Source organism: Nesterenkonia suensis (assembly GCF_054782935.1).
The window spans coordinates 16,596-40,848 of sequence record NZ_BAAGRN010000008.1 but is presented as its reverse complement, the minus strand read 5'-3'; the positions used below and the strand labels follow the sequence as shown (position 1 = coordinate 40,848).

Annotated in this window: 19 protein-coding genes; 11 read left to right on the top strand and 8 right to left on the bottom strand. The window is 70.4% G+C overall.

Annotated elements, in window-relative coordinates; translation table 11 throughout:
* Positions 1-98 precede the first annotated feature (98 nt).
* Entirely contained in the window at positions 99-3,740 is a 3,642-nt protein-coding gene (gene mfd / locus ACYVKI_RS08600) for a transcription-repair coupling factor (RefSeq protein WP_460689937.1), read from the top strand.
* On the opposite strand, the gene ACYVKI_RS08595 is transcribed toward mfd, so the two are convergent.
* From ACYVKI_RS08595 to ACYVKI_RS08575, 5 genes are all read right to left on the bottom strand, one after another.
* Positions 3,643-4,632 (bottom strand): acyltransferase family protein, encoded by a 990-nt coding sequence (locus ACYVKI_RS08595; protein ID WP_460689936.1) that lies wholly within the window; start codon positions 4,630-4,632, stop codon positions 3,643-3,645. The genes mfd and ACYVKI_RS08595 overlap by 98 nt on opposite strands.
* Before the next feature lie 101 nt (positions 4,633-4,733).
* Positions 4,734-5,054 carry a hypothetical protein gene (locus ACYVKI_RS08590; protein ID WP_460689935.1) on the bottom strand — a complete coding sequence of 107 codons (321 nt, stop codon included), beginning with the start codon at positions 5,052-5,054 and terminating at the stop codon, positions 4,734-4,736.
* Positions 5,055-5,106: 52 nt separating this feature from the next.
* Positions 5,107-5,832: a deoxyribose-phosphate aldolase gene (deoC, locus tag ACYVKI_RS08585; protein WP_460689934.1), complete on the bottom strand. Its 726-nt coding sequence runs from the start codon at positions 5,830-5,832 to the stop codon at positions 5,107-5,109.
* A 54-nt stretch (positions 5,833-5,886) separates the two neighbouring features.
* Positions 5,887-7,713 carry a phospho-sugar mutase gene (locus ACYVKI_RS08580; RefSeq protein ID WP_460689933.1) on the bottom strand — a complete coding sequence of 609 codons (1,827 nt, stop codon included), beginning with the start codon at positions 7,711-7,713 and terminating at the stop codon, positions 5,887-5,889.
* Positions 7,714-7,820: 107 nt separating this feature from the next.
* Positions 7,821-8,687: a purine-nucleoside phosphorylase gene (locus tag ACYVKI_RS08575; protein WP_460689932.1), complete on the bottom strand. Its 867-nt coding sequence runs from the start codon at positions 8,685-8,687 to the stop codon at positions 7,821-7,823.
* A gap of 62 nt (positions 8,688-8,749) precedes the next feature.
* On the opposite strand from ACYVKI_RS08575, the gene ACYVKI_RS08570 reads away from it, so the two are divergent.
* The 5 genes from ACYVKI_RS08570 (at position 8,750) to ACYVKI_RS08550 (ending at position 15,002) form a co-directional block, all read left to right on the top strand.
* Complete coding sequence (locus ACYVKI_RS08570) at positions 8,750-10,189, top strand: NAD(P)H-quinone dehydrogenase (protein WP_460689931.1); 1,440 nt, start codon at positions 8,750-8,752, stop codon at positions 10,187-10,189.
* Positions 10,190-10,255: 66 nt separating this feature from the next.
* Complete coding sequence (locus ACYVKI_RS08565) at positions 10,256-11,920, top strand: DUF885 domain-containing protein (protein WP_460689930.1); 1,665 nt, start codon at positions 10,256-10,258, stop codon at positions 11,918-11,920.
* A gap of 5 nt (positions 11,921-11,925) precedes the next feature.
* Positions 11,926-12,567, top strand: a complete 642-nt coding sequence (locus ACYVKI_RS08560) for a GNAT family N-acetyltransferase (protein WP_460689929.1) — start codon at positions 11,926-11,928, stop codon at positions 12,565-12,567.
* A 135-nt stretch (positions 12,568-12,702) separates the two neighbouring features.
* Positions 12,703-13,653, top strand: coding sequence for a hypothetical protein (locus tag ACYVKI_RS08555; protein WP_460689928.1), 951 nt, complete (start codon positions 12,703-12,705; stop codon positions 13,651-13,653).
* A gap of 14 nt (positions 13,654-13,667) precedes the next feature.
* Positions 13,668-15,002: an aminoglycoside phosphotransferase family protein gene (locus ACYVKI_RS08550; RefSeq protein WP_460689927.1), complete on the top strand. Its 1,335-nt coding sequence runs from the start codon at positions 13,668-13,670 to the stop codon at positions 15,000-15,002.
* A gap of 30 nt (positions 15,003-15,032) precedes the next feature.
* On the opposite strand, the gene ACYVKI_RS08545 is transcribed toward ACYVKI_RS08550, so the two are convergent.
* Positions 15,033-16,811, bottom strand: coding sequence for a tetratricopeptide repeat protein (locus ACYVKI_RS08545; RefSeq protein ID WP_460689926.1), 1,779 nt, complete (start codon positions 16,809-16,811; stop codon positions 15,033-15,035).
* 79 nt (positions 16,812-16,890) lie between these two features.
* Between ACYVKI_RS08545 and ACYVKI_RS08540 the strand changes: the two genes are divergently transcribed.
* The 4 genes from ACYVKI_RS08540 to ACYVKI_RS08525 are packed head-to-tail and all read left to right on the top strand — an operon-like array spanning position 16,891 to position 21,508.
* Complete coding sequence (locus ACYVKI_RS08540; RefSeq protein ID WP_460689925.1) at positions 16,891-17,919, top strand: glycine betaine ABC transporter substrate-binding protein; 1,029 nt, start codon at positions 16,891-16,893, stop codon at positions 17,917-17,919.
* A 51-nt stretch (positions 17,920-17,970) separates the two neighbouring features.
* A complete protein-coding gene (locus ACYVKI_RS08535; RefSeq protein WP_460689940.1) occupies positions 17,971-19,218 on the top strand; it encodes a pyridoxal phosphate-dependent aminotransferase in 1,248 nt (415 codons plus the stop codon).
* A gap of 52 nt (positions 19,219-19,270) precedes the next feature.
* Positions 19,271-20,509: a pyridoxal phosphate-dependent aminotransferase gene (locus tag ACYVKI_RS08530; protein ID WP_460689924.1), complete on the top strand. Its 1,239-nt coding sequence runs from the start codon at positions 19,271-19,273 to the stop codon at positions 20,507-20,509.
* Between the two features lie 9 nt (positions 20,510-20,518).
* Positions 20,519-21,508 carry a PPK2 family polyphosphate kinase gene (locus tag ACYVKI_RS08525; protein WP_460689923.1) on the top strand — a complete coding sequence of 330 codons (990 nt, stop codon included), beginning with the start codon at positions 20,519-20,521 and terminating at the stop codon, positions 21,506-21,508.
* 6 nt (positions 21,509-21,514) lie between these two features.
* Here the strand turns inward: ACYVKI_RS08525 and ACYVKI_RS08520 are convergent, their stop codons facing one another.
* Both ACYVKI_RS08520 and xseA read right to left on the bottom strand, forming a co-directional pair.
* Positions 21,515-21,769: an exodeoxyribonuclease VII small subunit gene (locus ACYVKI_RS08520; RefSeq protein WP_460689922.1), complete on the bottom strand. Its 255-nt coding sequence runs from the start codon at positions 21,767-21,769 to the stop codon at positions 21,515-21,517.
* Between the two features lie 17 nt (positions 21,770-21,786).
* Positions 21,787-23,115 (bottom strand): exodeoxyribonuclease VII large subunit, encoded by a 1,329-nt coding sequence (gene xseA / locus ACYVKI_RS08515; protein ID WP_460689939.1) that lies wholly within the window; start codon positions 23,113-23,115, stop codon positions 21,787-21,789.
* Between the two features lie 193 nt (positions 23,116-23,308).
* Between xseA and ACYVKI_RS08510 the strand changes: the two genes are divergently transcribed.
* Positions 23,309-24,253 (top strand): hypothetical protein, encoded by a 945-nt coding sequence (locus tag ACYVKI_RS08510; RefSeq protein ID WP_460689921.1) that lies wholly within the window; start codon positions 23,309-23,311, stop codon positions 24,251-24,253.

The window sequence follows — 24,253 nt, the reverse complement described above, 5'->3', positions numbered from 1 at the left end:
CTGACCCCCCCCACCCTGAATCCCTCACACTGCACCCCCAACACTGAATCTTCAGCACTGAATCTTCAGCACTGTCACGAAGCGAGGCGTTCCACTCCATGGCACTGTCCGGTCTGCGCACGGCACTGGCGGCACACTCCTCCTACGGGAGGGTCGCCGCGGCGGCCTCGCATCCGGCCGGGGAACGCACCGCGGAGCTGCAGATCGCCGCGACCTCGGGGCTGCGCCCGGCCTTGGTGGCCGAGATCGCCGAGACGCTGCGCGGCCCCGAGGCGGCAGGGGTGCTGCTGGCCGTCACCGCCACCGACCGGGAGGCCGACGATCTGGCCACCTCGTTGCGCAGCTATGCGCCCGGCATCGCGGTGGACCACTTCCCGTCCTGGGAGACCCTGCCGCATGAGCGGCTCTCCCCTCGCTCGGACACTGTGGGCCGTCGGTTGGGCGTGCTGCGCCGGCTCGCCCATCCGGAGGAGGCCGGCAGGCTCGACGTCGTCGTCGCGCCGGTCCGTGCGGTGGTCCAGCCGCTGGTGCCCGGGCTGGGCGACCTCGCCCCAGTCCGCCTGGAGACCGGCCATGAACGGGACTTCGACGAGGTCGTCTCCGCCCTGGCCGCCGCCGCCTACTCCCGGGTCGACATGGTCACCCGGCGCGGAGAGTTCGCCGTGCGTGGGGGGATCCTGGACGTCTTCCCGCCCACCGAGCCCCATCCGGTCCGGGTGGAGTTCTTCGGCGACGAGGTCGAGCAGATGCGGCACTTCTCGGTGGCCGACCAGCGCTCCCTCGACGAGGAGGAGCACCCCACGGTGCTCGACGCCGCCCCCTGCCGTGAGCTGCTCATCACCGAGGCGGTGCAGGCCCGGGCCAAGGAGCTGCTGCCGCAGATGCCGCACGCTCAGGATCTGCTGACCAAGATCGCCGACGGCATCGCCGCCGAGGGCATGGAGTCCCTGGCCCCGGTGCTGGTGGAGAAGATGGTCCCGTTGGTCAGCCAGCTGCCCTCCGGCTCCCTGACCATGGTGATCGAGCCGGAGCGCACCCGGGGCCGGGCCCAGGACCTCGCGGCCACCAACGAGGAGTTCCTCGCTGCGGCCTGGGCCGCCGCCCCCGACGGCGCGGCCGCACCGTTGGACATCACCGCCGCCGAGCAGGAGGGGCTGGCCGCCGGGTCCTTCGCCACTCTCGCCGAGACGCGTGAGGCCTCCCTGGAGCAGGGGGCCGGGTGGTGGTCCATCACCTCGCTGGGGCTGGATGAGGAGCTCGAGCAGGACGCCGACATCGTCTCCTTGGACTCCCGGGAACCCATCGGCTACCGGGGCAGCGTGGACGAGGTCATGCAGTTCCTCGCCGAACGCGCCCGGGACCGCTGGTCGGTGGTGGTCACCACCGCCGGGCACGGATCCGCCCAGCGTGTGACCGAGCTGCTCGCCGAGCACCAGGTGCCCGCCGAGCTCGTGGAGACCCTCGACGGTGCCCCTGCGGCGGGGCGGATCACGGTCACCACTGCGGAGGTCTCGCAGGGCTTCGCGGTCGATGCGCTGCAGCTGGCCCTGCTGACCGAATCGGAGATGCTGGGCCGTTCGATGCGCTCCGGCACCTCCGGGGGACGCCGCATGCCGGCGCGACGGCGCCGCAACGCGGTCGACCCTTTGGCGCTGAAGAAGGGTGACTTCGTCGTCCACGAGCAGCACGGCATCGGCCGGTTCGTGGAGCTGGTGCAGCGCCCTGTCGGCTCGCCGCAGGCGGTGAGGGCCGGCACTGCGGGCGTGCGTGAGTACCTGGTCCTGGAGTACGCCCCCTCCAAGCGCGGAGGCCCGAAGGATCGCCTCATGGTCCCCACGGACCAGCTGGACCAGGTGTCCCAGTATGTGGGAGGGGACGCCCCGAGCCTGTCGAAGATGGGCGGGAGCGACTGGGCGCAGACCAAGAAGAAGGCCAAGCGCGCGGTGAAGGAGATCGCCGGCGAGCTGATCCGCCTCTATGCGGCCCGGATGGCCTCCCGCGGCCATGCCTTCGCTCCGGACACTCCGTGGCAGGCCGAACTCGAAGATGCCTTCCCCCATCCCGAAACCCCTGACCAGCTGACCACTATGGAGGAGGTCAAGCGGGACATGGAGCGGGAAGTGCCCATGGACCGGCTGATCTCCGGCGACGTCGGCTACGGCAAGACGGAGATCGCGATCCGTGCCGCCTTCAAAGCGGTCCAGGACGGCAAGCAGGTCAGTGTGCTGGTGCCCACCACGCTGCTGGCCTCCCAGCACCTGGAGACCTTCACCGAACGATTCGCCGGCTTCCCGGTCACTGTGCGGGCGCTGTCGCGCTTCCAGACGGCCAAGGAGTCTCGAGAGGTGATCTCCGGGCTGGCCGAGGGCAGCATCGACGTCGTCATCGGCACCCACCGGCTGCTCTCCAAGGAGGTCCAGTTCAACGACCTCGGCCTGGTGATCATCGACGAGGAACAGCGTTTCGGCGTCGAGCACAAGGAGGCACTGAAGAAGCTGCGCACCAATGTGGACGTGCTGGCCATGTCTGCGACCCCGATCCCGCGCACCCTGGAGATGTCCATGGCCGGCATCCGCGAGACCTCCACCCTGGCCACCCCGCCGGAGGAGCGGCACCCGGTGCTCACCTATGTGGGACCTTTCACGGATAAGCAGGTCTCGGCGGCCGTCCGCCGTGAGCTCATGCGGGAGGGGCAGGTGTTCGTCGTGCACAACCGGGTCTCCTCGATCGAGGCGACCGCGGCGAAGATCCGCGAGCTGGTCCCTGAAGCACGGGTCGAGGTCGCCCACGGGCAGATGAGCGAGTCCCGGCTGGAGCAGATCATCCAGGACTTCTGGGAGAAGCGCTTCGACGTGCTGGTCTCCACCACGATCATCGAGACCGGCCTGGACATCTCCAACGCCAACACGCTGATCGTGGACCGCGCCTCCACCTACGGGCTCTCGCAGCTGCACCAGCTGCGCGGCCGGGTGGGCCGTTCCCGGGAGCGCGCCTACGCCTACTTCCTCTACCCGGCGGAGAAGCCGCTGGGAGAGGTGGCCCTGGAACGCCTGAAGGCGGTGGCGGCGAACAATGAGCTCGGCGCCGGCCTGCAGCTGGCCATGAAGGATCTGGAGATCCGCGGGGCGGGCAACCTGCTCGGCGGTGAGCAGTCCGGGCACATCGCCGGTGTCGGCTTCGACCTCTACCTGCGCCTGGTGGGGGAGGCCGTGGCGGACTACCGCGGCGACACCGAGGAGAAGATCACCGAGGTGAAGATCGAGCTGCCCATCAATGCGCACCTTCCCGCCGAGTACGTGCCGGGGGAGAGGCTGCGCCTGGAGGGCTACCGGAAGATGGCGGCCGCCGACACCGAGGAGAGGATCGACGAGGTCGTCACCGAGTGGCAGGACCGCTACGGGGAGCTGCCCGAGGCGGTGCAGAACCTGGTGGAGGTGGCCCGGCTGCGCAACCGGGCGCGTGCTGTGGGGATCTCGGACATCGGGGTGCAGGGGAAGTTCATCCGCTTCGCCCCGGTCGAAGAGCTGCCGGAGTCTCGGCAGATGCGCCTGGAGCGGATGTACCCGGGCTCGCAGATCAAGTCCTCGATGAGCGCGGTGCTGATCCCCCGGCCGGCGACCTCCCGGATCGGCGGGCAGGACCTCACCGACGGGCCGCTGCTGGAGTGGCTGGGGCAGGTGTTCGAGGCGATCTTCGCGCCGGCAGCCCTGTCAGGTACGGGGACAGCGGCGTCCGGTTGACCAGCACGCCCAGCGCCCAGCACAGCAGCAGCGCCAGCAACGTGCGGGTGATGGGCTCTTCGATGCCCAGCCAGCGCAGCGCCAGGTAGAGCACCAGGGCGTGGGCGAATACCACCAGAGTTCCGGTGCGCACCAGCTCGGAGAGCACGGTCACCGCAATGGCGGAACGGCGCAGCACCGCATCGATGCGGGTGGCGAAGAGCAGCACCATCCCGCAGCAGAGGAGGATCGCCACCGCCGGGGAGAGCAGGTAGGTGCCGAAGCCCGACCACTTCATGTTCATCGTCTCGGCACCGAGGGCGACGCTGCCGAAGCCGATCACCAGACAGGCCAGTCCGACCGGCACGGGCCGGGGGATCCTCCAGAAGTGGCGGCGGAACCAGTACCCGGCGAGCATGTAGGTCACGCAGGCCGGCACCAGGCCGATGCCGAGCAGAGTGTAGGCCATGCGGGACTCGGGGATCTCGGCCAGGGTCAGCCCCACCAGTGCGACGACGACGCCCACCCACCAGGGCAGCGACACCAGTAGGCGCAGCAGCAGGGCGGCGAAGAACATCACGGAGATGAACCAGAACGCCAGAAACGGCATGTCGGTGGAGGCGCCGCCGGCCAGGGCACCGGAGATCACATAGTCGCCGAAGGGCCATGGGCTGTGCTCCATGGCCCAGACGGCGCCCAGCAGGATCAGGAACCAGCTGACGTAGGGGGTGGCTAGGGTCTTCCAGCGCACCGCGAACTCTCCGCCGAAGGTCCGGGAGGTGGAGAAGAAGAATCCGGCGAGGAAGAAGAACAGCGGCATCCGCCAGATCTGCAGATACTCCTCGCCGGGCATGCCCGGGTAGGCGTGTCCGATGACCACCGCGGCCACCGAGATCACCCGCAGCAGGTCCACCCCGATGTTGCGCCCGGGGGCGAGGTCGGGGCCTGCGGGGCGCGTGCGCGGCGTGTGCGGTGTCGTCAGGGTCTCAGCGGGCTTCCCGTGCGGGGAGGTGCTCAGTGGGCCTTCGGCTCGTGGGCCGGCGCCTGGGACTCGGCTGCGCGGGAGGCCATGGCGTCCAGCGGCTCGCCGTGCTCACCGTGGAGATCCTGGTGCTCCAACGAGTCCGAGCGTCCTACGACTTCCTTGGCCACGAAGAAGGCCAGGGTCCACAGCGCCATGAAGGCCATGCCCGGGAGCCACACGTTCTCCAGGGACCAGAACGCGATGGCCGCGACGGATCCGAGGAGCAGGACGAACACGAAGATGAACGCGATGAGGTTGCCGACGAGGTTGCCCTGGCCGGAGAAGGCCTTGACCTGGCCGTTGCTGATCATGTGGTGGTTCCCCCTGAGGAAGTGTGCTCGGGCGCGGTGCTCAGCAGCTGAGTCAGTAGCTGTCTGCGGCGCCTGCCGCGGATGTCGTCTCGTCTGCTTCCACGATACCAAGAGAGGAGCTCGCACCGACGCGTGTTGCCCCTGCTGACACCATCGCGACGGCGTCGGCATAGCTGCGGACCCCGCCGGAGGCCTTGATGCCCAGTCGGCCTCCCACGAGCCGGTGCATCAGGGCGATGTCCTCCACTGTGGCGCCCCCGCCGGCGAAACCGGTGGAGGTCTTCACGAAGTCGGCCCCGGCCGCCTCGGCGGCCCGGCAGACCAGCTCCTTGGCGTCCTGGCTGAGCAGCGCGGTCTCCAGGATGACCTTCAGGATCGCGCCGCCGGCATGGGCGGCCTCGGCGAGGGCGAAGATCTGGGCCTGGACGGACTCCGCCTCACCGGCGTTGGCGGCGGCGATGTCGACGACCATGTCGATCTCCTCGGCGCCGGCGGCGACCGCCTCCCGGGTCTCGGCCACCTTGGAGGCGGTGGTGGTCGCACCCAGCGGGAAGCCGACCACCGTGCAGGTCCTCACCGGGGTGCCCGCCAGTTCGGCGGCCACGAGCGGGACCCATCGAGGGTTCACGCAGACGGCGGCGAACCCCTGCTCGCGGGCTTCGGCGACCACACGGCGCACTGCGGCCTCGTCCGTGTCCGGCTTCAGGACGGTGTGGTCGATCAGGCCGGCCATGTCACGGGGGGAGGGGACGGGGGCGCCCTCGGGCGTGGTGCTCATGGATCTCTCCTGCGCAGGTGTTGCTGAGGTGGTGAGGCGCTCATCGGCCACGGGTCAGCCGAGGAGCCGCTCCATGCTCTCATGGAGCTCGGTCAGGCGCGCGGCGGCACGCTGTCGGGCCTGACCGAGGGCCTCGGCGGAGGCGTCGACTCCCGGAGTGTCGGCCACGGCCTCCAGATAGCACTTGACCTTGGGCTCGGTGCCGGAGGGTCGGACGATGACCCGGTCACCCTGCTCGGTGAGGTAGATCAGCGCATCAGTGGTGGTGGCCTCGTTCAGCTCGGCACCCGGCAGCGCGTCCTGGGTCAGGTCCAGAGCCTCGACGACGGCGGAGCCGGCGATCTCGGCCGGGGGCTGGGCGCGCAGACCCGAGGTGACCTGCCCGAGCTGGCTGAGGTCGTCGACCCGGATGGTCACCTGGCCGGTGACGAAGATCCCGGCCTCCGCGGCGATCTCGTCGAGCGCGTCGATCGCGCTCTTCCCGGCGGCCTTCAGGTCGGCGACGAGCTCGGCGAAGATCAGCGCGGCCGAGACTCCGTCCTTGTCCTTGACGTGGGTCGGATCGACGTTGAAGCCGATGGCCTCCTCATACCCGAAGCTCATCCCTTCCACCCGGGCGAGCCACTTGAAGCCGGTCAGCGTGGCCGCGTGGCCGACTCCGCGGACCTCGCAGAGCCGCTCCAGCAGCCGGGAGGAGACGATCGAGTTCGCCATCACCGGCGGCACGCCTTCCGTGGTCCCGCGCAGCGGACCACGGCGTAGCACGTGCGCGCCGAGCAGGGCGCCCATCTCATCGCCGGAGAGCTGCCGCCACTGGCCGGTGGCGGGGTCGACGACGGCGGCGGAGAGCCGATCGGCATCCGGGTCGTTGGCGAGCACCAGGTCGGCGTCGTGGTCTGCGGCGGCCTGCAGCGCCAGGTCCAGGGCTCCGGGCTCCTCCGGGTTCGGGAAGTCTGCGGTCGGGAAGTCCGGATCCGGAGCGAACTGCTCGGCCACCGGCACCACGCGGGCGAAGCCGCCCTTGCCGAGCAGCTCGGTGGCCATCTCACCGCCCACGCCGTGCATGGCCGTGTAGACCACGGTGAGGTCCCGGTGGGGGAACTCTGCCGGATCCAGCAGCTCCAGAGCCTCCTCCCGGTAGGCGGCCCGGGCGTCGTCGCCGATGGGCTGAGTTTCAGCGGGCATCTGCGGCGCGGCCGAGGGGCGGACCTCCTCAGCCGAGGCGAAGTCCTCGGTGGCGGCCTCCTGGATGGTCGCGGCGATCTGTTGGTCCACCGGCGCGGTGATCTGGGCGCCGGCGCCGAGGCCGTTCGGCTCCAGCAGCCGGGAGAGGGCTCCGCCGAGATAGACCTTGTAGCCGTTGTCCCGCGGCGGGTTGTGGCTGGCGGTGACCATCACGCCCACCGAGGCGTCGCGTACCAGCACCTGCCGTGCCAGCAGGGGAGTGGGACCCGGGCGGTCGAAGGCGTGGACCTCCCATCCGGCGGAGGAGAAGATCTGCGCAGTCTCGGCGGCGAACTCGTCGGACTGGTGCCGGGCGTCATAGCCGATGACGATGCGTCGGGCGTCGCCGGCGTCGCCGTCGAGCGCGGCCAGCTTCTCCTCGGCGTAGCGCAGCAGTCCGGCGGCGGTCTGCCGGACCACCAGTCGATTCATCCGCAGCGGGCCAGGGCCCAGCTCGGCACGCAGACCTGCGGTGCCGAACGCCAGCCGGCCCGTGAAGAGCCGCCCGAGCAGCCCAGCGGCCTCGGGGTCCTCTGCGGTACGGGAGAGGAGGGACTCCAGCTCCCCGCGGGTGGCGGGATCCGGGTCCCGCTGGATCCATCGACGGACAGTGCTCAGCAGCTCGTCCTGGACGGTGACGTCTGTGTTCTCCGACACGCGTCTCAACTCCTCGGTCGCGGGCTCGTACGGTCTGGCTGACTGTGGGTCAGGCAGTGGGTCAAGCCTAGCCCGGTGCGGGCCCGGGCGGGAGGGGCACCGTCGGCTCAGCCCTCCAGGGAGCCGGCGATGATCCGCGCCAGCAGCGAGGCGATGCGTGGGGCGGCCTCGCGTCCGGCGTCGAGGACCTCCTGGTGGCTCAGCGGCTCGGCGGAGATCCCGGCCGCCAGGTTGGTGACCAGGGAGATCCCGAAGACCTCCATGCCGGCGGCTCGCGCGGCGATCGACTCCAGCGCGGTGGACATGCCGACCAGGTCGGCACCGATGATGCCGACGTGACGGACCTCCGCAGGGGTCTCATAGTGCGGGCCGGGAAGCTGAGCATAGACGCCCTCCGGCAGCTGGGGGTCGATCTCCTGGGCGATGCGGCGGATGCGCGGGGAGTACAGGTCGGTCATGTCCACGAAGTGCGCACCGCGCAGCGGGGAGGTGCCGGTGAGGTTGATGTGGTCCTTGATCAGCACCGGGGTGCCCGGTGCCCAGCCCGGGTCGAGCCCGCCGCAGCCGTTGGTCAGCACCATGGTCTTCGCCCCGGCCGCGGCGGCCGTGCGCACCCCATGGGCGACGGCGTCGACGCCGCGGCCTTCGTAGTAGTGGGTCCGGGCTCCCACCACCAGGATGGTGCGGCCGTTCTCGGTGCGGATCGCGCGCAGGGTGCCGGTGTGCCCGGAGACGCCGGAGACGTGGAAGCCGGGGACCTCGTCGGCGCTGATCTCGGCGATCAGTTCGCCGAGCTGCCCGGCGGCCTCGCCCCAGCCGGAGCCGAGGGTGCAGGCCAGGTCGAAGGCGTCGACGCCGGCGCGCTCGAGGAGCACCGCCGCGGCCTGCTCGGCGAGCTTGTTCGCCGGGGCGGTGGGGTCGTTCGTGGGTGTCAGGGCGGGCTCATGGGCCACGTGCTGCGTGTTCTCACTCATCGGCACCAATCTACCTCCAAGGCCCGCCGGCCAGCTATGAAAACCCCTGTCGAGTGGGCACAATGGTCACCGTGACTTCACCTGACTTCCGCAAGCAGTTCGCCCCTGACCGTGTTGCGATCCTGGGCGGCGGGCCCGGCGGCTACGAGGCCGCGCTCGTCGCCGCCGATGCGGGGGCCGATGTCACCATCGTGGAAGAGAAGGGTCTGGGCGGCTCGGCGGTGCTGACCGATGTGGTGCCGTCGAAGACGCTGATCGCCACGGCGGACGCGATGCGTCGGGTCAACGCCTCGACCAGCTTCGGCGTCCGCTTCGGAGACCACAGCAGCGACGCCTATGAGGCCGAGGCCTGGGCGGACATCTCCAAGGTCAACGAGCGGCTGCTGAGGCTGGCGCATGACCAGTCGCGGGACATCCGGGCGTCCCTGGAAGCGATCGGAGTCACCATCGTCACCGGCCGCGGGCGCCTCGTGCCCCCGCACCACATCGACGTCACCACCGCCGACGGGGAGACCCAGCTGATCGAGGCCGACGCCGTCATCGTCGCCACCGGTGCCCATCCGCGGGAGCTGCCCAGCGCGGTCCCCGACGGCGAGCGGATCCTGAACTGGACGCAGGCCTACAACCTCACCGAGGTGCCCGAACACATGATCGTGGTCGGCTCCGGGGTCACCGGTGCGGAGTTCGCCTCCGCCTACCGGCGCCTGGGCGCCGGGGTCACCCTGGTCTCGTCCCGAGACCACGTGCTGCCCGGTGAGGACGCCGACGCCGCCCGCGTGCTGGAGAACGCCTTCGCCCGCGTGGGGGTGAAGGTCGCCTCCCAGACCCGCGCCGAGGCCGTGGAACGCACCGAAGACGGCGTCCGGGTCACCCTGAGCGGCGGATCCGTGCTGGAAGGCTCCCACTGCCTGATGGCGGTCGGCGGCATCCCCAACACCGAGGGGATCGGACTGGCGGAGTGCGGCGTCGAGACCGCCGACTCGGGACACATCCTGGTGGATCACGTCTCCCGCACCACGGCGAACAACATCTACGCCGCCGGCGACTGCACCGGCATGATGCCGCTGGCTTCGGTGGCCGCGATGCAGGGGCGGGTGGCCGTCTCCCACATGCAGGGAGATGCGGTCAAGCCGCTGAAGCTGCACCACGTGGCCTCCAACGTGTTCACCTCCCCGGAGATCGCCACCGTCGGCGTCACCCAGGAGCAGGTCGACTCCGGCAAGTACCAGGCCGACGTCATCAAGCTCGACCTGGCCACGAATCCGCGCGCGAAGATGACCAACGTCAAGGACGGCTTCGTCAAGATCTTCTCCCGCAAGGGTTCCGGCACCGTCATCGGCGCCGTGGTCGTCGCGCCGCGGGCCTCCGAGCTGATCTTCCCGCTCGCCCTGGCGGTGACCCAGAAGATCCACGTCGACGACGTCGCCGCCACCTTCACCGTGTATCCCTCGCTGTCCGGGTCGCTGGCCGAGGCGGCCCGCCGCCTGCACGTGCACCTGTAGGTCGTCCCCTCACCGGGGGCCCGCCGCGCTCAGCGCCGCCTGATCAGCGCGCGATAGCATGCGGAGATGACCTCCCGCGAACCCACTGCCGTCGACGCCCACGCCGAGGACCACTTCGAGAGACTCGTGGCGCTCAGCCCGGAGGAGGCCACCCTCCTCGGTCGCCCGGGAGCGGAGACCGAGTACTCGGACCTCTCCCCGGCCGGCCGCGAGGAGGTCGCCGCCGAGCACCGGCGCGCGCTCGCCGGACTTGACGGCCTCACCGCTGCAGACCACACCGACGAGGTGACCCTGCACGCGATGCGGGAGCGGCTCGGTCTGCAGATCGCCGTGCACGAGTCCGGACGCACCGAGCTGAACAACCTGGCCTCGCCCGCCCAGGAGGTCCGGATGGTCCTGGAGCTGATGCCCCAGGGCACGGCGGAGGACTTCGCTCACATCGCCGGTCGGCTGCACAATCTCCCCGGGGCGTTGGAGGGGCATTGGGAGTCGCTGCGGCACTCCCGGCGCCTCGGCCATGTCCCGGCTCGCCGTCAGGTGCTCGCCGTGGCTGAGCAGTGCCGTGACTATGCCCGCGCCGACGGGGCGCTGGGCTCTCTGGTCGAGGCCGCCCGGCAGGCCGGGCTCGACAGTGGCGACGTCGGCCGGGTCACCGCGGGCGTCACCGTCGCGGCTGAGGGGTACCAGCGGCTGGCCGAGCGCCTCACCGAGGAGCTGCTGCCGGCGGCCCCGGCGGAGGACGCCGTGGGAACCGACCACTACCGGCTGGCCTCCCAGGTGTTCACCGGCACGGTGCTGGACCTCGACGAGACCTACCAGTGGGGGCTCGAGGAGCTCGCCCGGCTCGTCGCCGCCCAGCAGCAGGTCGCTGAGCGGATCCGCCCGGGCGCGAGCATCGCCGAGGCGAAGCAGATCCTCGACGCCGCCCCCGCCCGTCAGCTGCACGGCACCGAGGCGCTGCAGGGGTGGATGCAGCGGCTCTCCGATGAGGCTGTCGCCGCGCTGAAGGACACCCACTTCGACATCCCCGCCCCGATGGACGTCCTGGAATGTCGCATCGCCCCGACCCAGGACGGCGGGGTCTACTACACCGGCCCCAGCGACGACTTCTCCCGCCCGGGCCGGATGTGGTGGTCCGTGCCGCCGTCGGACACCAGCTTCACCACCTGGGCGGAGACCACCACCGTCTATCACGAAGGCGTGCCGGGACATCACCTGCAGATCGCCACGGCCACGCTGGTGAAGGATCGGCTGAACTCCTGGCGCCGCCACGGATGCTTCGTCTCCGGATATGCCGAGGGGTGGGCGCTCTACGCCGAAGAGCTCATGGGAGAGCTCGGTTTCCTCGCGGATCCGGGCGACCTGATGGGCATGCTGGACATGCAGCGCATGCGGGCCGCCCGGGTGGTGTTCGACATCGGCGTCCACTGCCGCATGCCAGCTCCCGAGTCCTTCGGCGGCGGGACCTGGACCCCGGAGGCCGGACGGATCTTCCTGCGGGAGCATCTGCCGATCTCTGAGGCGCAGCTGGACTTCGAGTTCGTCCGCTACCTGGGCTGGCCGGGGCAGGCTCCCTCCTACAAGATCGGTCAGCGGGTCTTCGAGCAGGTGCACGCCGCACGTGAGGCCGCCGACGGGGCGGCCTTCGATCTGCGGGCCTTCCACACCGAGGTCCTGCAGCTGGGCATGCTCGGGCTGGACACTCTGCGCTTCGCGCTGGCGCGGGACTGACCCTGATGCCGAGACTCCTCCGGGGATCCGGCCGACCGGTGACGCTGACGGCGGCGACCCCGGCCGGCGAGATCCAGCTGCGGGCCTGCACGCTGAAGGACGAGCACCGGTACCTGTCGCTGCGCCTGGCCAACCAGGACTGGCTGGCGCCCTGGGAGCCGACCACGCCGGAGAATCCTGTGGTCACGCGGGCGACTCCGCAGGGGTTCCGGACGATGGTCCGCACCATGGCGCGCCAGACCCGGGCCGGCACGCATCTGCCCTGGCTGCTCTGGTTCCGGCAGGCCGACGACCCCGGCGCTGACCGGATGGTCGGGCAGGTGACGGCCGGTCCGATCATCGGCGGCTCCGCCCGCACCGCCTCGCTCGGGTACTGGATGGATCAGGGCCATGCGGGGCGGGGACTGATGCCCGCGGCCGTCGCGCTGGCCTGTGACCACCTCTTCTTCGTGCGCGGTCTGCACCGGGTCGAGATCTCCATCCGCCCGGAGAACTCCGCGAGCCTGCGGGTGGTGGAGAAGCTCGGCTTCCGGGAGGAGGGGCTGCGCGAACGGTTCCTGCACATCTCCGGCTCCTGGGCAGACCATCGCAGTTTCGCCCTCACCTCCGAGGAGATCGGTGACGGACTGCTGGCGCGGCTGATGTGACACGCCCCGGGGCGGCCCGTCCAGATCGCCGGGACACAGCGGCGGATCCGCTACGCTGGGCATGAGTACCTCATGATCGGCGAAACCCCCGGTGTGCAGGACGACAGGTGCTGAAGAAGGGCAGGTGGAGTCACGGTGACGCTGGGCATCGATCGCCTCGAGACGGCGATCATCAACGTGATCCCCAGCCTGCCCATCCACTCTTCGGTGCTGTTCGCCCTGATCGCCGGGCTCTTCCTGGCGGCGCTGATCATCCGGGCCCAGCGACTGCCGAGCCGACCCTCGGAGACCTCCCGACGAAGGGTAAGCATGTCTGCGACCACTCCCCGCGGCGGAGCCAGCGCCGCATCGACGACAGGAGCGCCTGCGGCCGAGTCAGCGGGCCGTTTCACCGTCCACTGGGGCAGGGCCCTGGTGGCGCTCGTCGGCCTGCTCGCACTGCTGACCGCGCTGGTCACCGGTGTGCTGGCCGCCGCCACTGCGCTCACTGTCGTCACCCCGCTGATCTGTGGCGGCATCTTCCTCGCGAGCCTGGTCACGTTGCGCACGATGGCCGGCATCCGGCGGCGGCGCCGTCGTCGGCGGCGGCTGGACGCCGCGCTGCGCGAGGCGATGAACCCCGACGTCGACGCGCACGGGCTGCGTCGCCCCACGGTGCCGAGCACCGCGGCGGCGGTCGAGGACCGGCAGGTCCGCACGACCCCGTTCGACGCACTGAGCTCTGATGACCGCGGTGCCGGCGGGCCCCGCTCGTTGCAGGAGATCGACGCCGACGGGCTGCCGGTGGACCTGGAGGAGACCTTCCCCGCCGGTCAGGAGCCCGTCGCTGAGGCGGTGACGGCCGCCTCCCCGGCAGAGCCCTGGGAGCCCCGCGAGCTGCCGAAGCCGAAGTACCTCGAGGTGGAGAAGGCCGAACGTCCGGTGCCCGAGCCGCTCACCCCCGAGGCGCCCAAGCCCTCCGGGGATGTGAAGATCGGCGGTTCGGCGACCAGCCCGGCGGCGGCACCTCCGGGCCCGGCGCGTCCGCAGACCGCCGTCCAGGAGTCCCTCGACCTCGATGCCGTGCTGAAGCGCCGGCGAGCCTGAGCCCACCCACCTCTATGGCAGTCGACCTCCCACCCCAGGCCCCGCGGGCCGCCCCCTCGCCGAGCACTGCCCAGCTGGAGGCCAAGCAGCTGGCGTTCATGGAGTCCTATGACGCCCATTCGCCGATCTCGGTGGCCGTCCAGCACACCGGGGTCTACCCGACCTCCATCCACCTGGAGTCTCTGCAGCACCGGCCCGGCGCGGGAGTGACAGGCATCTACCGGGTGGCCACGGCGCGTCCGGTGGTGCCGCGTCATTGGCCCGCCGGGGTGTACACCGAGACCTCCGATCATGTGGACGAGCTCTATGTCGGGATGACCACCGAGACGGTGCCCGCCGACGCGGAGGGGATCATCTACTCCCACAGCCCCCATGGGCGGCTGGCGATCTGGCAGCACCCCCTGGACCCGTCGCTGCCGGGTCTGCGGCTGGCCACCGACCCGACCTCTGTGGCCCAGCAGTGGGGCGCGGGCCGACGCCTGATCGCCCTGGAGACCATCAGCTACCGTCCGCTGCGCCGGGCGGTGATCGCCGCGGAGTTCGACGACGGCACGCGCCTGTACCTGAAGGTGCTGCGTGCCGGCCGGGCCGCCGACCTCGACGCCCGACACCGGATGCTGCTCGACGCCGGGATCCCTGCCCCCCGGCCGGTCCGTGAGCCGGTCGCCGACGTGGTCGCCCTGCAGGAGGGCAGCGGCGAGTCCCTGGCCGAGCAGCTGCTCGCCGACGGCGGGGCCGCCGTGGACCCGGCACAGTTCCTCCTCCTGCTGGACACCATGCCGGTCTCGGTGATGACCTTGCCAGCGCGGGACGCCTGGACCGACCGCCTGCCCGCCTATGCCTCAGCCGCCGTCTCCGCCCTGCCGCAGTGCGCCGAGCGGATCCGTCGCCTGGAGCGTGCGGTGCTGACCGGTCTGCCGCGCACCGACCGCGGACCGGTGGTGCCCACCCATGGGGATTTCTACGAGGCCAATGTGCTCATGGCCGAGGACACGGTCTCCTGTCTGCTCGACGTCGACTCGCTGGGGCCGGGGCATCGGGTCGACGATCTGGCCTGCTTCCTGGGGCACATCGCCGTGCTGCCGGCGGTCGACTCCCGCTATGTGCATGCCCCGGCGGCGCTGGACCGCTTCGCCCGGGCCTTCGCCCAGGGGGTGGACCCCGAGGCGCTGCGGCTGCGGGCGGCCTCTGTGGCGCTGTCCCTGGTGGCCGGGGCCCGTGATTCGCGCCGGGATGGCTGGGAGGCTCAGGCGGAGCACCGACTGACCTGTGCGGAGTCGCTGATGGGTTTCGTCCGCGCCGGTCCTGCCCTGCCGCAGTGGCCCGAGGACCTCACCGGCTACCGCTAGGGTTCGCGGCGCGCTAGGGCTCACGGGGCGCTAGGGCTTCATGCGCCGCTTGAGCCGGGTGAGCTCGCGGCGCAGCTCGGCGGCCTCGTCAGCCTTGCCCTGACGCATCAGTGCGTCGATGCGTCCCTCCAACGCCTCGGCGACCAGATCCTGTTCGGACTGACGGTCACCGACGGCCATGCGCAGGATCGCCTCGGCCTCGTCGGCGCGGCCCATCTCCAGCAGCACCTTCCCGGCGAAGATCTCCGCCCCGCCGGCGGAGCGATCGTCATCGGCGGCGAGGAACAGGTCGGCGGCGTCCAGAGCTCGGGCGACGGCGGCAGATCCGTCGCCCAGGGCGACGTAGCCGCGGGCCAGGGAGTCGGTGATGTCGGCGACCTGCCAGTCGGAGCCGTGCTCCTGGGCGACGTCGAGGGCCTCCTGCAGGAGGGCGACGCCGTCGGCGTTCTCACGACGGGTGAGCAGGTGGCCCAGCGCGTGCAGCGCCTGCACCAGGATCGCCGGGTCGTCCTCCTGGATCGCACGGGCCAGTTGGAGAGCCTGACGGTGGTGGGTCTCCGCGCTTTCGAACCGTTCCAGCGAGGCGGCCAGGGCACCTGCGGCCAGATGCGCGCGAGCCGACTCCTCCTGCTCTTCGGCGGTGAGGAAGAGCTCGGCGGCCTCCTCCCAGTGCGCCATGGCCTCCAGGGGCCGTTTCTGCTGGGTGACGGAATGACCGAGCCCCATCAGGGAGCGGGCGCGCACCGAGACGTCGTCCTCGGAGCTGGCCAATCGGACGGAGAGCGCGTCGAGGACCTTCTCCGCCTCGTCGAAGCGTTCCAGCTCGAGCAGCTGCTGGCCGAGGGCGAGGGTCAGCATCCTCGACTCCGGGAACTCACCCAGCTCGGCCTGCTGCACGGCGACCCGCCAGGCCAGCACCGAGACCTCGCCCTGCTCGACGGCGGCGGTCATCCCGGCCAGCAGCGCCGCGGCGGAGGCCGCACCCTTCCGGACGCCGCAGGCGGCGTAGAGCTCCACGGAGCTGATCGCATCGGCGATCGCCTCCTGGGGCTTGTCGTCGTGGTGGTGGATGGTGGCCCGCAGCATCGCCATGGCCCCGCGCACCGCCCGGTTCGCCGGGGCGGCCATGACCTCATCGGTCACGTGCAGCGCCCGGGAGGACTCCCCGCTGAGGAGTAGTGTGTGGGCGAGGAACATGCGGGCTCCGGCCAGCGCCTCCGGGCGGTCCAGCCGGTTGAGGATGTCGACGGCCTCCTCGACGACCGGCAGGGCGGCCTCCGGGCCTTCGTCATGCAGGACCCGCACCGCCTGGGAGGAGAGCACGTCGGCCAGCTCCAGGCTGGGCCGTCCGGCCGCGGCATCCTCCTCCCGCAGCTGCTCGGCGACCCGGGCGAGGATCTCCCCTTCGACGTGGTCGGGTTCGCGCAGCAGCATCGGCCCCAGGTCCTCCTCGATCTGCGCCTGACGGGTGCGACCCAGGCGGCGCAGGAGGGCCACCCGCTGGGCGACATAGGGGGAGGAGGCTTCCGTGTCACCGCGCATCTCATGGACCCCGGAGAGGATCCGCAGCAGCATCAGCCGGTTCTCCGGGTCGTCGGCGCCGGGGGCGTCCAGCCCGGCGCGGGCGGCCTCCGCCGCGGCCCGGTAGCGTTCCCCGTAGGCCGCCTCGTAGGCGAGGTCCAGCCAGCCCCGGGCGGTCTCGGCGCGCGGTTCGGTCGTCTGCGGTCCGTGCAGCAGGGACTGCAGACGGGTGATCAGCGGAGCGGCGCCCGGCAGCTCCACGTCGACATCGGCAGGATCACTGGTCATCACCTCCAGCCTAAGCGCTCGGGGACGGTGACGTGCACTGTCGACGTCATCGGGCCGCCTCCTGCCTAGAATGGCAGCCATGACTTCTCCGGCCGTCCGCTGCACCCTGACGCCCGCGGCGCCTCTGCTGGGGGTGATCGCCCTGGTGTCGGCCTGCGCCGGTCCACCGCCTGCCGAGGAGCCCACCGGGGACGCCGCCGAGCGGGCCTGGACCATCGTGGTGCCGGATGAGCCGCTGGATCGCTCCGTCGCGCACATCTATTCCCTGGCGTTGAACTCCCGCGAGACGCCGGCGCTGGTGGACACCCGTGAGGGGGGCGTCGGGTCGCTGGCGGCGGCCCTGACTGAGGACGAGGATCCCGGCTATGACATGGTGCTGGCCCGGACGCTGCCGCTGGTCGAGGAGCTGGACGCGCTCGAGGAGGCAGCGGACCAGGCAGCGGACGAGGCGGATGACGAGGCGGATGACGAGGCGGATGACGCCGACGTCGGCGTGGCACCCAGCCCGTCCGCACAGGAGCTGATCGAGGCGGCCTCCTCCGAGCTGGAGGGGGCCGAGCTGCTGGAGCCTTCGGCGGCGGTGCTGTCCAACGCGCTGGTCATCACCACGGTCACGGCCGAGCAGCACGAGATCGAGCTCAGCGCCGAGGCGGACGACCCGGCCTTCGCCGCGGCCTGCGACGAACTGCGCATCGGAGTGCGCCAGGACCTCCCGGACCCGGAGCCGCTGCTGGACGATCTCTATGACTGCGAGCCGGAGGAGGTCCTCACCGGCACGGAGACGGAGCTGCTGCACCAGGTGATCACCGCCGACGTCGATGCGGCGATCATCACCGATTCGCACCCGGGGATCCGTGAGCATGCCCTGGTGGCGCTCACTGACACGGAGCAGGCCTTCGGTGAGGACCAGTACGTGCCGGTGGTGCCGACCGGGCTCTCCGAGGAGATGCCGGAGATCGTCGAGGAGGTTGCCCGACGGCTGGACGACGAGGCCATGGTCACCCTGCGGCAGCTCATCGACGGCGAGGACGGGCTGAGTCCGCAGGAGGCGGCCGAGTACTGGCTGGTGGAGGAGAACCTCATCGCGCAGCCGGATCACTGGGGCTGACCAGGGCCTTGAGGATCGTGAAGGTCTTGACGCATGAGGCAGTATTGCTTCATGGAGGAGTTCGAGGAGTTCACCCAGTCGCACAAGCTGCGCGGCGTCCGCTATGACGTGCGTGGTCCCATCGCGGTGGAGGCGGCCCGCCTCGAAGCCGCTGGGCACCGGATCACCAAGCTGAACATCGGCAATCTCGCACCGTTCGGCTTCGAAGCCCCTGATTCCATCCTGGTCGACATGATCAAGAACCTGCCGACCGCGCAGGGCTACTCCGAGTCGCAGGGCATCTACTCGGCCCGCACGGCCGTGGCGCAGTACTACCAGACCCGGGGGATGAGGGACGCCGAGGTCGAGGACGTCATCCTGGGCAACGGGGTCTCCGAGCTGATCACCATGGTGCTGCAGGCGATGCTCGACCCCGGCGACGAGGTGCTCATCCCGGCGCCGGACTACCCGCTGTGGACGGCCGTGACCACCTTGTGCGCGGGGCGGCCGGTCCACTACATCTGTGATGAGCAGAACCACTGGTGGCCGGATCCCGAGGAGATCGAGTCGAAGGTCACCGACCGCACCAAGGCGCTGGTGATCATCAATCCGAACAATCCCACCGGGGCGGTGTACCCGAAGGAGACCCTGGAGGCGATGGTCGACATCGCCCGGCGGCACAATCTGATCCTGCTGGCGGATGAGATCTACGAGAAGATCACCTATGACGATGTCGAGATGGTCAACGCCTGCACGCTCTCCGACGATGTCTTCACGATCACCTTCTCCGGGCTGTCGAAGACCTGGCGGGTGGCGGGCTTCCGCTCCGGCTGGATCTACATCTCCGGGCCGAAGCACCGGGCGAAGAACTACCTCGAGGGCCTGACCCTGATGTCCAATCTGCGGATGTGCCCCAATGTGCCGGCCCAGCACGCCATCCAGACCGCATTGGGCGGGTACCAGTCCATCAACGAGTTCATCGAGCCGGGAGGCCGGCTCTACGAGCAGCGCCAGGTGGCCTACGAGCTGATGCGCCAGATCGAAGGGGTCACCGTGGAGCAGGCCGACGGGGCGCTGTACCTGTTTCCCCGGCTGGATCCGGAGATCTACCCGATCGAGAGCGACGAGGCGTTCGTCATCGAGCTGCTGCGGCAGCAGAAGATCCTGGTCTCCCACGGTCGGGCCTTCAACTGGATCGATGACAACCACTTCCGCCTGGTCACCCTGCCTGCCGTGGAGGAGCTCGAGGAAGCCATCGGCGGCATCGCCGACTTCCTGGCGGGGTATCGCGATGCCGTGGCCGCCAGCAGGGTGCTCTGAGGGTGCGGTGTCATCTGCACCGCCGGGGCCTCCGGTGAGGCAAGATAGGGGGATGCAGGAGTTCGAGGAGTTCACCCAGTCGCCCAAGCTCCGCGACGTCCGCTACGACGTCCGGGGCCCCATCGCCCAGGAGGCGGCGCGGCTGGAACGTGAAGGCCATAAGATCACCCGGCTGAACATCGGCAACCCGGCACCGTTCGGCTTCGAGGCACCGGACTCGATCCGGATGACGATGATCAACAACCTCGCCGACGCACAGGGGTACTCCGACTCGCAGGGGATCTACTCAGCCCGCATCGCCGTGGCGCAGTACTACCAGTCCCGCGGCATGACCGACACCGACCCGGGCGACATCTACCTGGGCAACGGGGTCTCCGAGCTGATCACCATGGTGCTGCAGGCGATGCTGGGCCCGGGCGACGAGGTGCTCATCCCGGCGCCGGACTATCCGCTGTGGACCGGCGCCACCACGCTGGCCGGCGGTCGGGCGGTCCACTACATCTGTGATGAGCAGAACCACTGGTGGCCGGATCCCGAGGAGATCGAGTCGAAGGTCACCGACCGCACCAAGGCGCTGGTGATCATCAATCCGAACAATCCCACCGGGGCGGTGTACCCGAAGAAGGTCCTCGAGGCGATGGTCGACATCGCCCGGCGGCACAATCTGATCCTGCTGGCGGACGAGATCTACGAGAACATCACCTTCGACGACGCTGAGATGGTCAACGTCTGCACGCTCTCCGACGATGTCTTCACGATCACGTTCTCGGGGCTGTCGAAGACCTGGCGGGTGGCGGGCTTCCGTTCCGGCTGGATCTATGTCTCGGGGCCGAAGCATCGGGCGAAGAACTACCTCGAGGGTCTGACCCTGCTGATGAACATGCGCATGTGCGCCAATGTGCCGGCCCAGCACGCCATCCAGGCGGCCTTGGGCGGGCACCAGTCCATCGAGGATCTGATTGCCCCCGGGGGACGGCTGCATGAGCAGCGCACCACCGCGCACCGTCTGCTCTCTCAGATCGAAGGGGTCACTGTGGAGCAGGCTGACGGGGCGCTGTATCTGTTCCCGCGGCTGGATCCGGAGATCTACCCGATCGAGGATGACGAGGCCTTCGTCATCGAGCTGTTGCGCCAGCAGAAGATCCTGGTCTCCCACGGCCGGGCCTTCAACTGGATCGACGACAACCACTTCCGCCTGGTCACCCTGCCCGGGGTGGAGGAGCTGGAGGCCGCCATCGGCGGCATCGCCGATTTCCTGGAGACCTACCGCGCCGTGGCCGCGCGCGGCTGAGAGGTCTCGGTGACTGCTCAGCCCTTCGACGCTGATCCCCGCGGCATCTGGCGCGTCCCGGGCGGGGACGGCCCGCTGAGGCTGGAGCAGCTCCCGACGCGGCGTCGCCTAGAGTTCTCCGGAAAAAAGAAGCGCGGGCGGCGTGAGCTGTCCGCACGGGCCGCGGCCCTGGCCGAGGCTCAGGAGCGGTTCTGGGCCCATCAGGCGGCCGCCGCCGAGCAGACCCGCCAGGACCTCATGGCTCGACTGGCGCGCCGCACGCCCGAGACCTCCCCGAGCCAGCGGCGTCGCCGCGAGAAGATGCTCACCGAGGAGGTCCTGGAGGCGCTGGAGGAGCTGCCTCACGGCCCGCGGGTATTGCTGGTGCTCCAAGGCATGGATGCCTCAGGCAAGGGCGGCATGGTCAAGCACGTGGCCGGCTCGATGGATCCGCTGGGGCTTGCGGTGACCGGCTTCGGCCGCCCCACGGAGGCCGAACGTCGGGAGCACTATCTGCGGCGGATCATCCGCCGGCTCCCCGCCCCCGGCCGCGTCGGGGTTTTCGACCGTTCGCATTATGAGGACGTGCTGGTCCCCGCGGTCACCGGGGCGTTGGATCCCGAAGAGCTGGCCGCGCGCACGGAGACGCTGCGGCTCTTCGAGGAGGAGCTGGTGGACCGGGGCTTCGTGCTGGTGAAGGTGTTCCTCCACGTGTCCGCCGAGGAGCAGCTCGAGCGTCTGCTCTCCCGGCTGGACCGACGAGACAAGCACTGGAAGTACGACCCCTCCGATGCCGACGCGCGCACCGACTTCGAGGTGTTCCGCACCGTCTATGCGGGGCTGCTGCAGGCGACCGACGCGGACTGGGCCCCGTGGCACATCGTCGGAGCGGACCGGAAGTGGTACTCCCGGCTGGCGGTCCAGGAGCTGCTCATCGCGGCGTTGGAGGACCTGGACCTGGAATGGCCCCAGGCCGACTACGACATCGAGGCGGAGCGGGCTCGCCTACTGGCGAGCTGACCGCTCTCAGGCCTCCTGGGCACCCTCCAGGCTGCGGCGAACCTCCTCCAGCCGGGCGGAGGCGCCGTCGAGCCACCGCTCACAGCGGTCGGCCAGCGCTTCGCCGCGCTGCCACAGCGCCAAAGACTCCTCCAGCGGGGCCCCGCCGGTCTCCAGCTTGGTGACCACGGCGATCAGCTCCTCCCGGGCCTGCTCGTAGGTCATCGCCTCGATGTCCTCCAGCTGGGCGCCGGAGAAGCCCTCCTCAGGGTTCTGTGCCATGTGCGCTCCTCTTCCTCTCAGTCCTGATCCTCGTCGGTGGTGTCTGCGGAGCCTGCGGTGTCAGTGGCCTCAGCGCCGGCCATCACGTGCACGGTCCGCGCGGTCAGCTCACCACGGGCCACCATGACGCGCAGCGGCGAGCCGGGTCCGACCTCGGTGGCCTCGCGCACGATCTGCCACCCGCTGCGGGTGGTGGGGAGGCCGGCGTCGTCCAGGGCCTGCGCCTGCGAATGTGCCTGCACGACGGCGTAGCCACGATCCAGCGTCGACTGCGGAGACAGCCCCGTGACACGGGCTCGGGCCTGACCGACCCAGTCCCGGGCACGGGCCACCGAGGCCTCTACCGAGACCAGGGCGCGACGGCGCAGGCCGTCCAGCTCCTCGGCGCGGACTGTGACCATGGTCTGCGGCTGGGCCAGCACGGGCCGAGAACGCATCGCCTGCAGCCATTCGGCCTCCCGCGCCACCAGACGCTGGACACCGGTGGACATCCGGGCACGAGCCTGGGCGATGTTCTCCCGCTCCAGGGCCGCGTCGACCACCAGTAGCTTCGCCGAGCCGGTGGGGGTCGAGGCTCGGACATCGGCGACCTCGTCGAGCAGCGGACGGTCCGCCTCGTGGCCGATGGCCGAGACCACCGGTGTCTGGGCGGCCGCCACGGCCCGGATGAGGCGTTCGTCGGAGAACGGCAGCACGACCTCCTCCAGGGCGCCGCCGCCGCGGGCGATGACGATGACGTCCACCTCCGCGAGAGCATCGAGCTCGGTCAGGGCGGCGGTCACCTCGACCGGGGCGGCCGTGCCCTGGGTGGCGACCTCGCGGATCTCGAACTGGGCCGCGGCCCACCGGGCATGGGTGTTGCGCAGGATGTCCTTCTTCGCATCGGAGTCCCGGCCGGTGATCAGGCCGATGCGGCGGGGGAGCAGCGGCAGCGGCTTCTTCCGCTCGGCGGCGAACAGTCCCTCGGCGGCCAGCTGCTTCTTCAGCTGCTCCACCCGGGCCAGCAGGTCGCCCAGTCCGACGGGCCGCATCTGGTGGGTCACCAGGGAGAGCCGACCGGTCTTCGCATAGAGGTTCGGACGCACCTGGGCGACCACGCGGGAGCCGGGTTGGACGACGCCGTCCAGGCCGGAGGCCACCTGACGCCACGCCACCGCGTTGAAGGAGACCTCCTGCTCGAGATCTCGCAGCGTCATCCAGGCGTTGCCGTTGCGCAGGGTGAACTCGACCAGCTGCCCCTCCACCCAGGTGGGCGCGACCTTGTCGATGTGGGCCTTCAGCTTGCCGGAGAAGTGGCTCAGCGGCCACGGCGTCTCCGGGGAGGTCTCGCGGCTCGTCGCCGGCATCACGGACCGCTCCAGGTGGTCATCGGAATGTGCCTGGCTCACAGTTCCTCCTTGGACGCCGGTACGATCGATGCTGCCAGACACTCTACTCATCTGCGCCGACACGTTCCTCCCCGCAGGTCAGGGTGTGGAGAACCCTCCGCTGACCCGGACACTGTGGAGGAACAGCACCCGGTGGAGGACAGGAGCCGACGTGCGTCACCTGCTCAGCACACTGTGCACCCTGCTGGCGGCCCTGCTCGCCGCCGCCGCACTGGCCGGAGCGCAGATCGACCAGCTGCTCCGCGATCAGGAGCCGGTGCAGCAGATCGCGGGGGACCTGCCCGCCCAGGAACGCTTCAGCGAGGCCATGGTCGCGCTGATGGTCGACGAGCTCACCGACCAGGACCCCGACGCCCTCCCCTCGGGGGTCCAGGCGACGATCTCCGACATAGCCTCCTCGATGCTCGAGGACGAGCGGATCCTGGAGGCCTGGGACGACTCCCTGCAGGCCACCCGGCAGGACCTCGAGGCCGAGCTCGAGCGGCTCTTCCACGACGGCGGGACCGGCTCGCCCGAGGACCTCACCGTGGCGCTGGACCTCAGCCCAGTGGCCGCGGCGATGACCGAGCCGCTGCGTGAGAGCCTCGACGGCCTGCTGGGCTGGCTGCCGTTCCTCGACGACTCCAGCTTCGACGCGCTCGCCCCGGAGGTCATCGTGGACCTCGACGCCGTCGCCGAAGACGGTGTGGACCCCTACCAGTGGGCGGCAGCGGCCGAGGCCTCGCGGCACTGGCCGGTGCTGGCCGGCGCCGCCGGCGTGCTGGCCCTGGCCGGAGTGCTGATCGGGCTCGGCCGCGGCCGATGGGCCGCGCTGTCGCTGGGCGGACTCCTCGGCGTCGTCCTGGGCGCAGGGGTCGCGCTGACCGCCGCGTCGCCGGATCTGACCCCGCATCAGCCGGTGCCTCAGGCCGTGGGTGCACTGCTGGAGCACGTCCAGGTCGGCTTCACCGACTGGGCCCAGCCTGCCTGGTGGATCTTCACCGGAGCCTGCGGCGCCGTCGTCGTGCTGGGGCTGCTGGGTGCGACCCTCACCCGGCACCGGACGGCGGACCGCGGCAGAGGTCAGGCCGGTCACGATGAGCTGCTCCGAGTCTGA

Coding starts and splice junctions, on each gene's coding strand:
- mfd (WP_460689937.1), top strand. CDS start 99: ATGGCACTGTCCGGTCTGCGCACGGCACTGGCGGCACACTCCTCCTAC.
- ACYVKI_RS08590 (WP_460689935.1), bottom strand. CDS start 5,054: ATGATCAGCAACGGCCAGGTCAAGGCCTTCTCCGGCCAGGGCAACCTC.
- deoC (WP_460689934.1), bottom strand. CDS start 5,832: ATGAGCACCACGCCCGAGGGCGCCCCCGTCCCCTCCCCCCGTGACATG.
- ACYVKI_RS08575 (WP_460689932.1), bottom strand. CDS start 8,687: ATGAGTGAGAACACGCAGCACGTGGCCCATGAGCCCGCCCTGACACCC.
- ACYVKI_RS08570 (WP_460689931.1), top strand. CDS start 8,750: ATGGTCACCGTGACTTCACCTGACTTCCGCAAGCAGTTCGCCCCTGAC.
- ACYVKI_RS08565 (WP_460689930.1), top strand. CDS start 10,256: ATGACCTCCCGCGAACCCACTGCCGTCGACGCCCACGCCGAGGACCAC.
- ACYVKI_RS08560 (WP_460689929.1), top strand. CDS start 11,926: ATGCCGAGACTCCTCCGGGGATCCGGCCGACCGGTGACGCTGACGGCG.
- ACYVKI_RS08550 (WP_460689927.1), top strand. CDS start 13,668: ATGGCAGTCGACCTCCCACCCCAGGCCCCGCGGGCCGCCCCCTCGCCG.
- ACYVKI_RS08545 (WP_460689926.1), bottom strand. CDS start 16,811: ATGACCAGTGATCCTGCCGATGTCGACGTGGAGCTGCCGGGCGCCGCT.
- ACYVKI_RS08540 (WP_460689925.1), top strand. CDS start 16,891: ATGACTTCTCCGGCCGTCCGCTGCACCCTGACGCCCGCGGCGCCTCTG.
- ACYVKI_RS08535 (WP_460689940.1), top strand. CDS start 17,971: ATGGAGGAGTTCGAGGAGTTCACCCAGTCGCACAAGCTGCGCGGCGTC.
- ACYVKI_RS08530 (WP_460689924.1), top strand. CDS start 19,271: ATGCAGGAGTTCGAGGAGTTCACCCAGTCGCCCAAGCTCCGCGACGTC.
- ACYVKI_RS08520 (WP_460689922.1), bottom strand. CDS start 21,769: ATGGCACAGAACCCTGAGGAGGGCTTCTCCGGCGCCCAGCTGGAGGAC.
- xseA (WP_460689939.1), bottom strand. CDS start 23,115: ATGCCGGCGACGAGCCGCGAGACCTCCCCGGAGACGCCGTGGCCGCTG.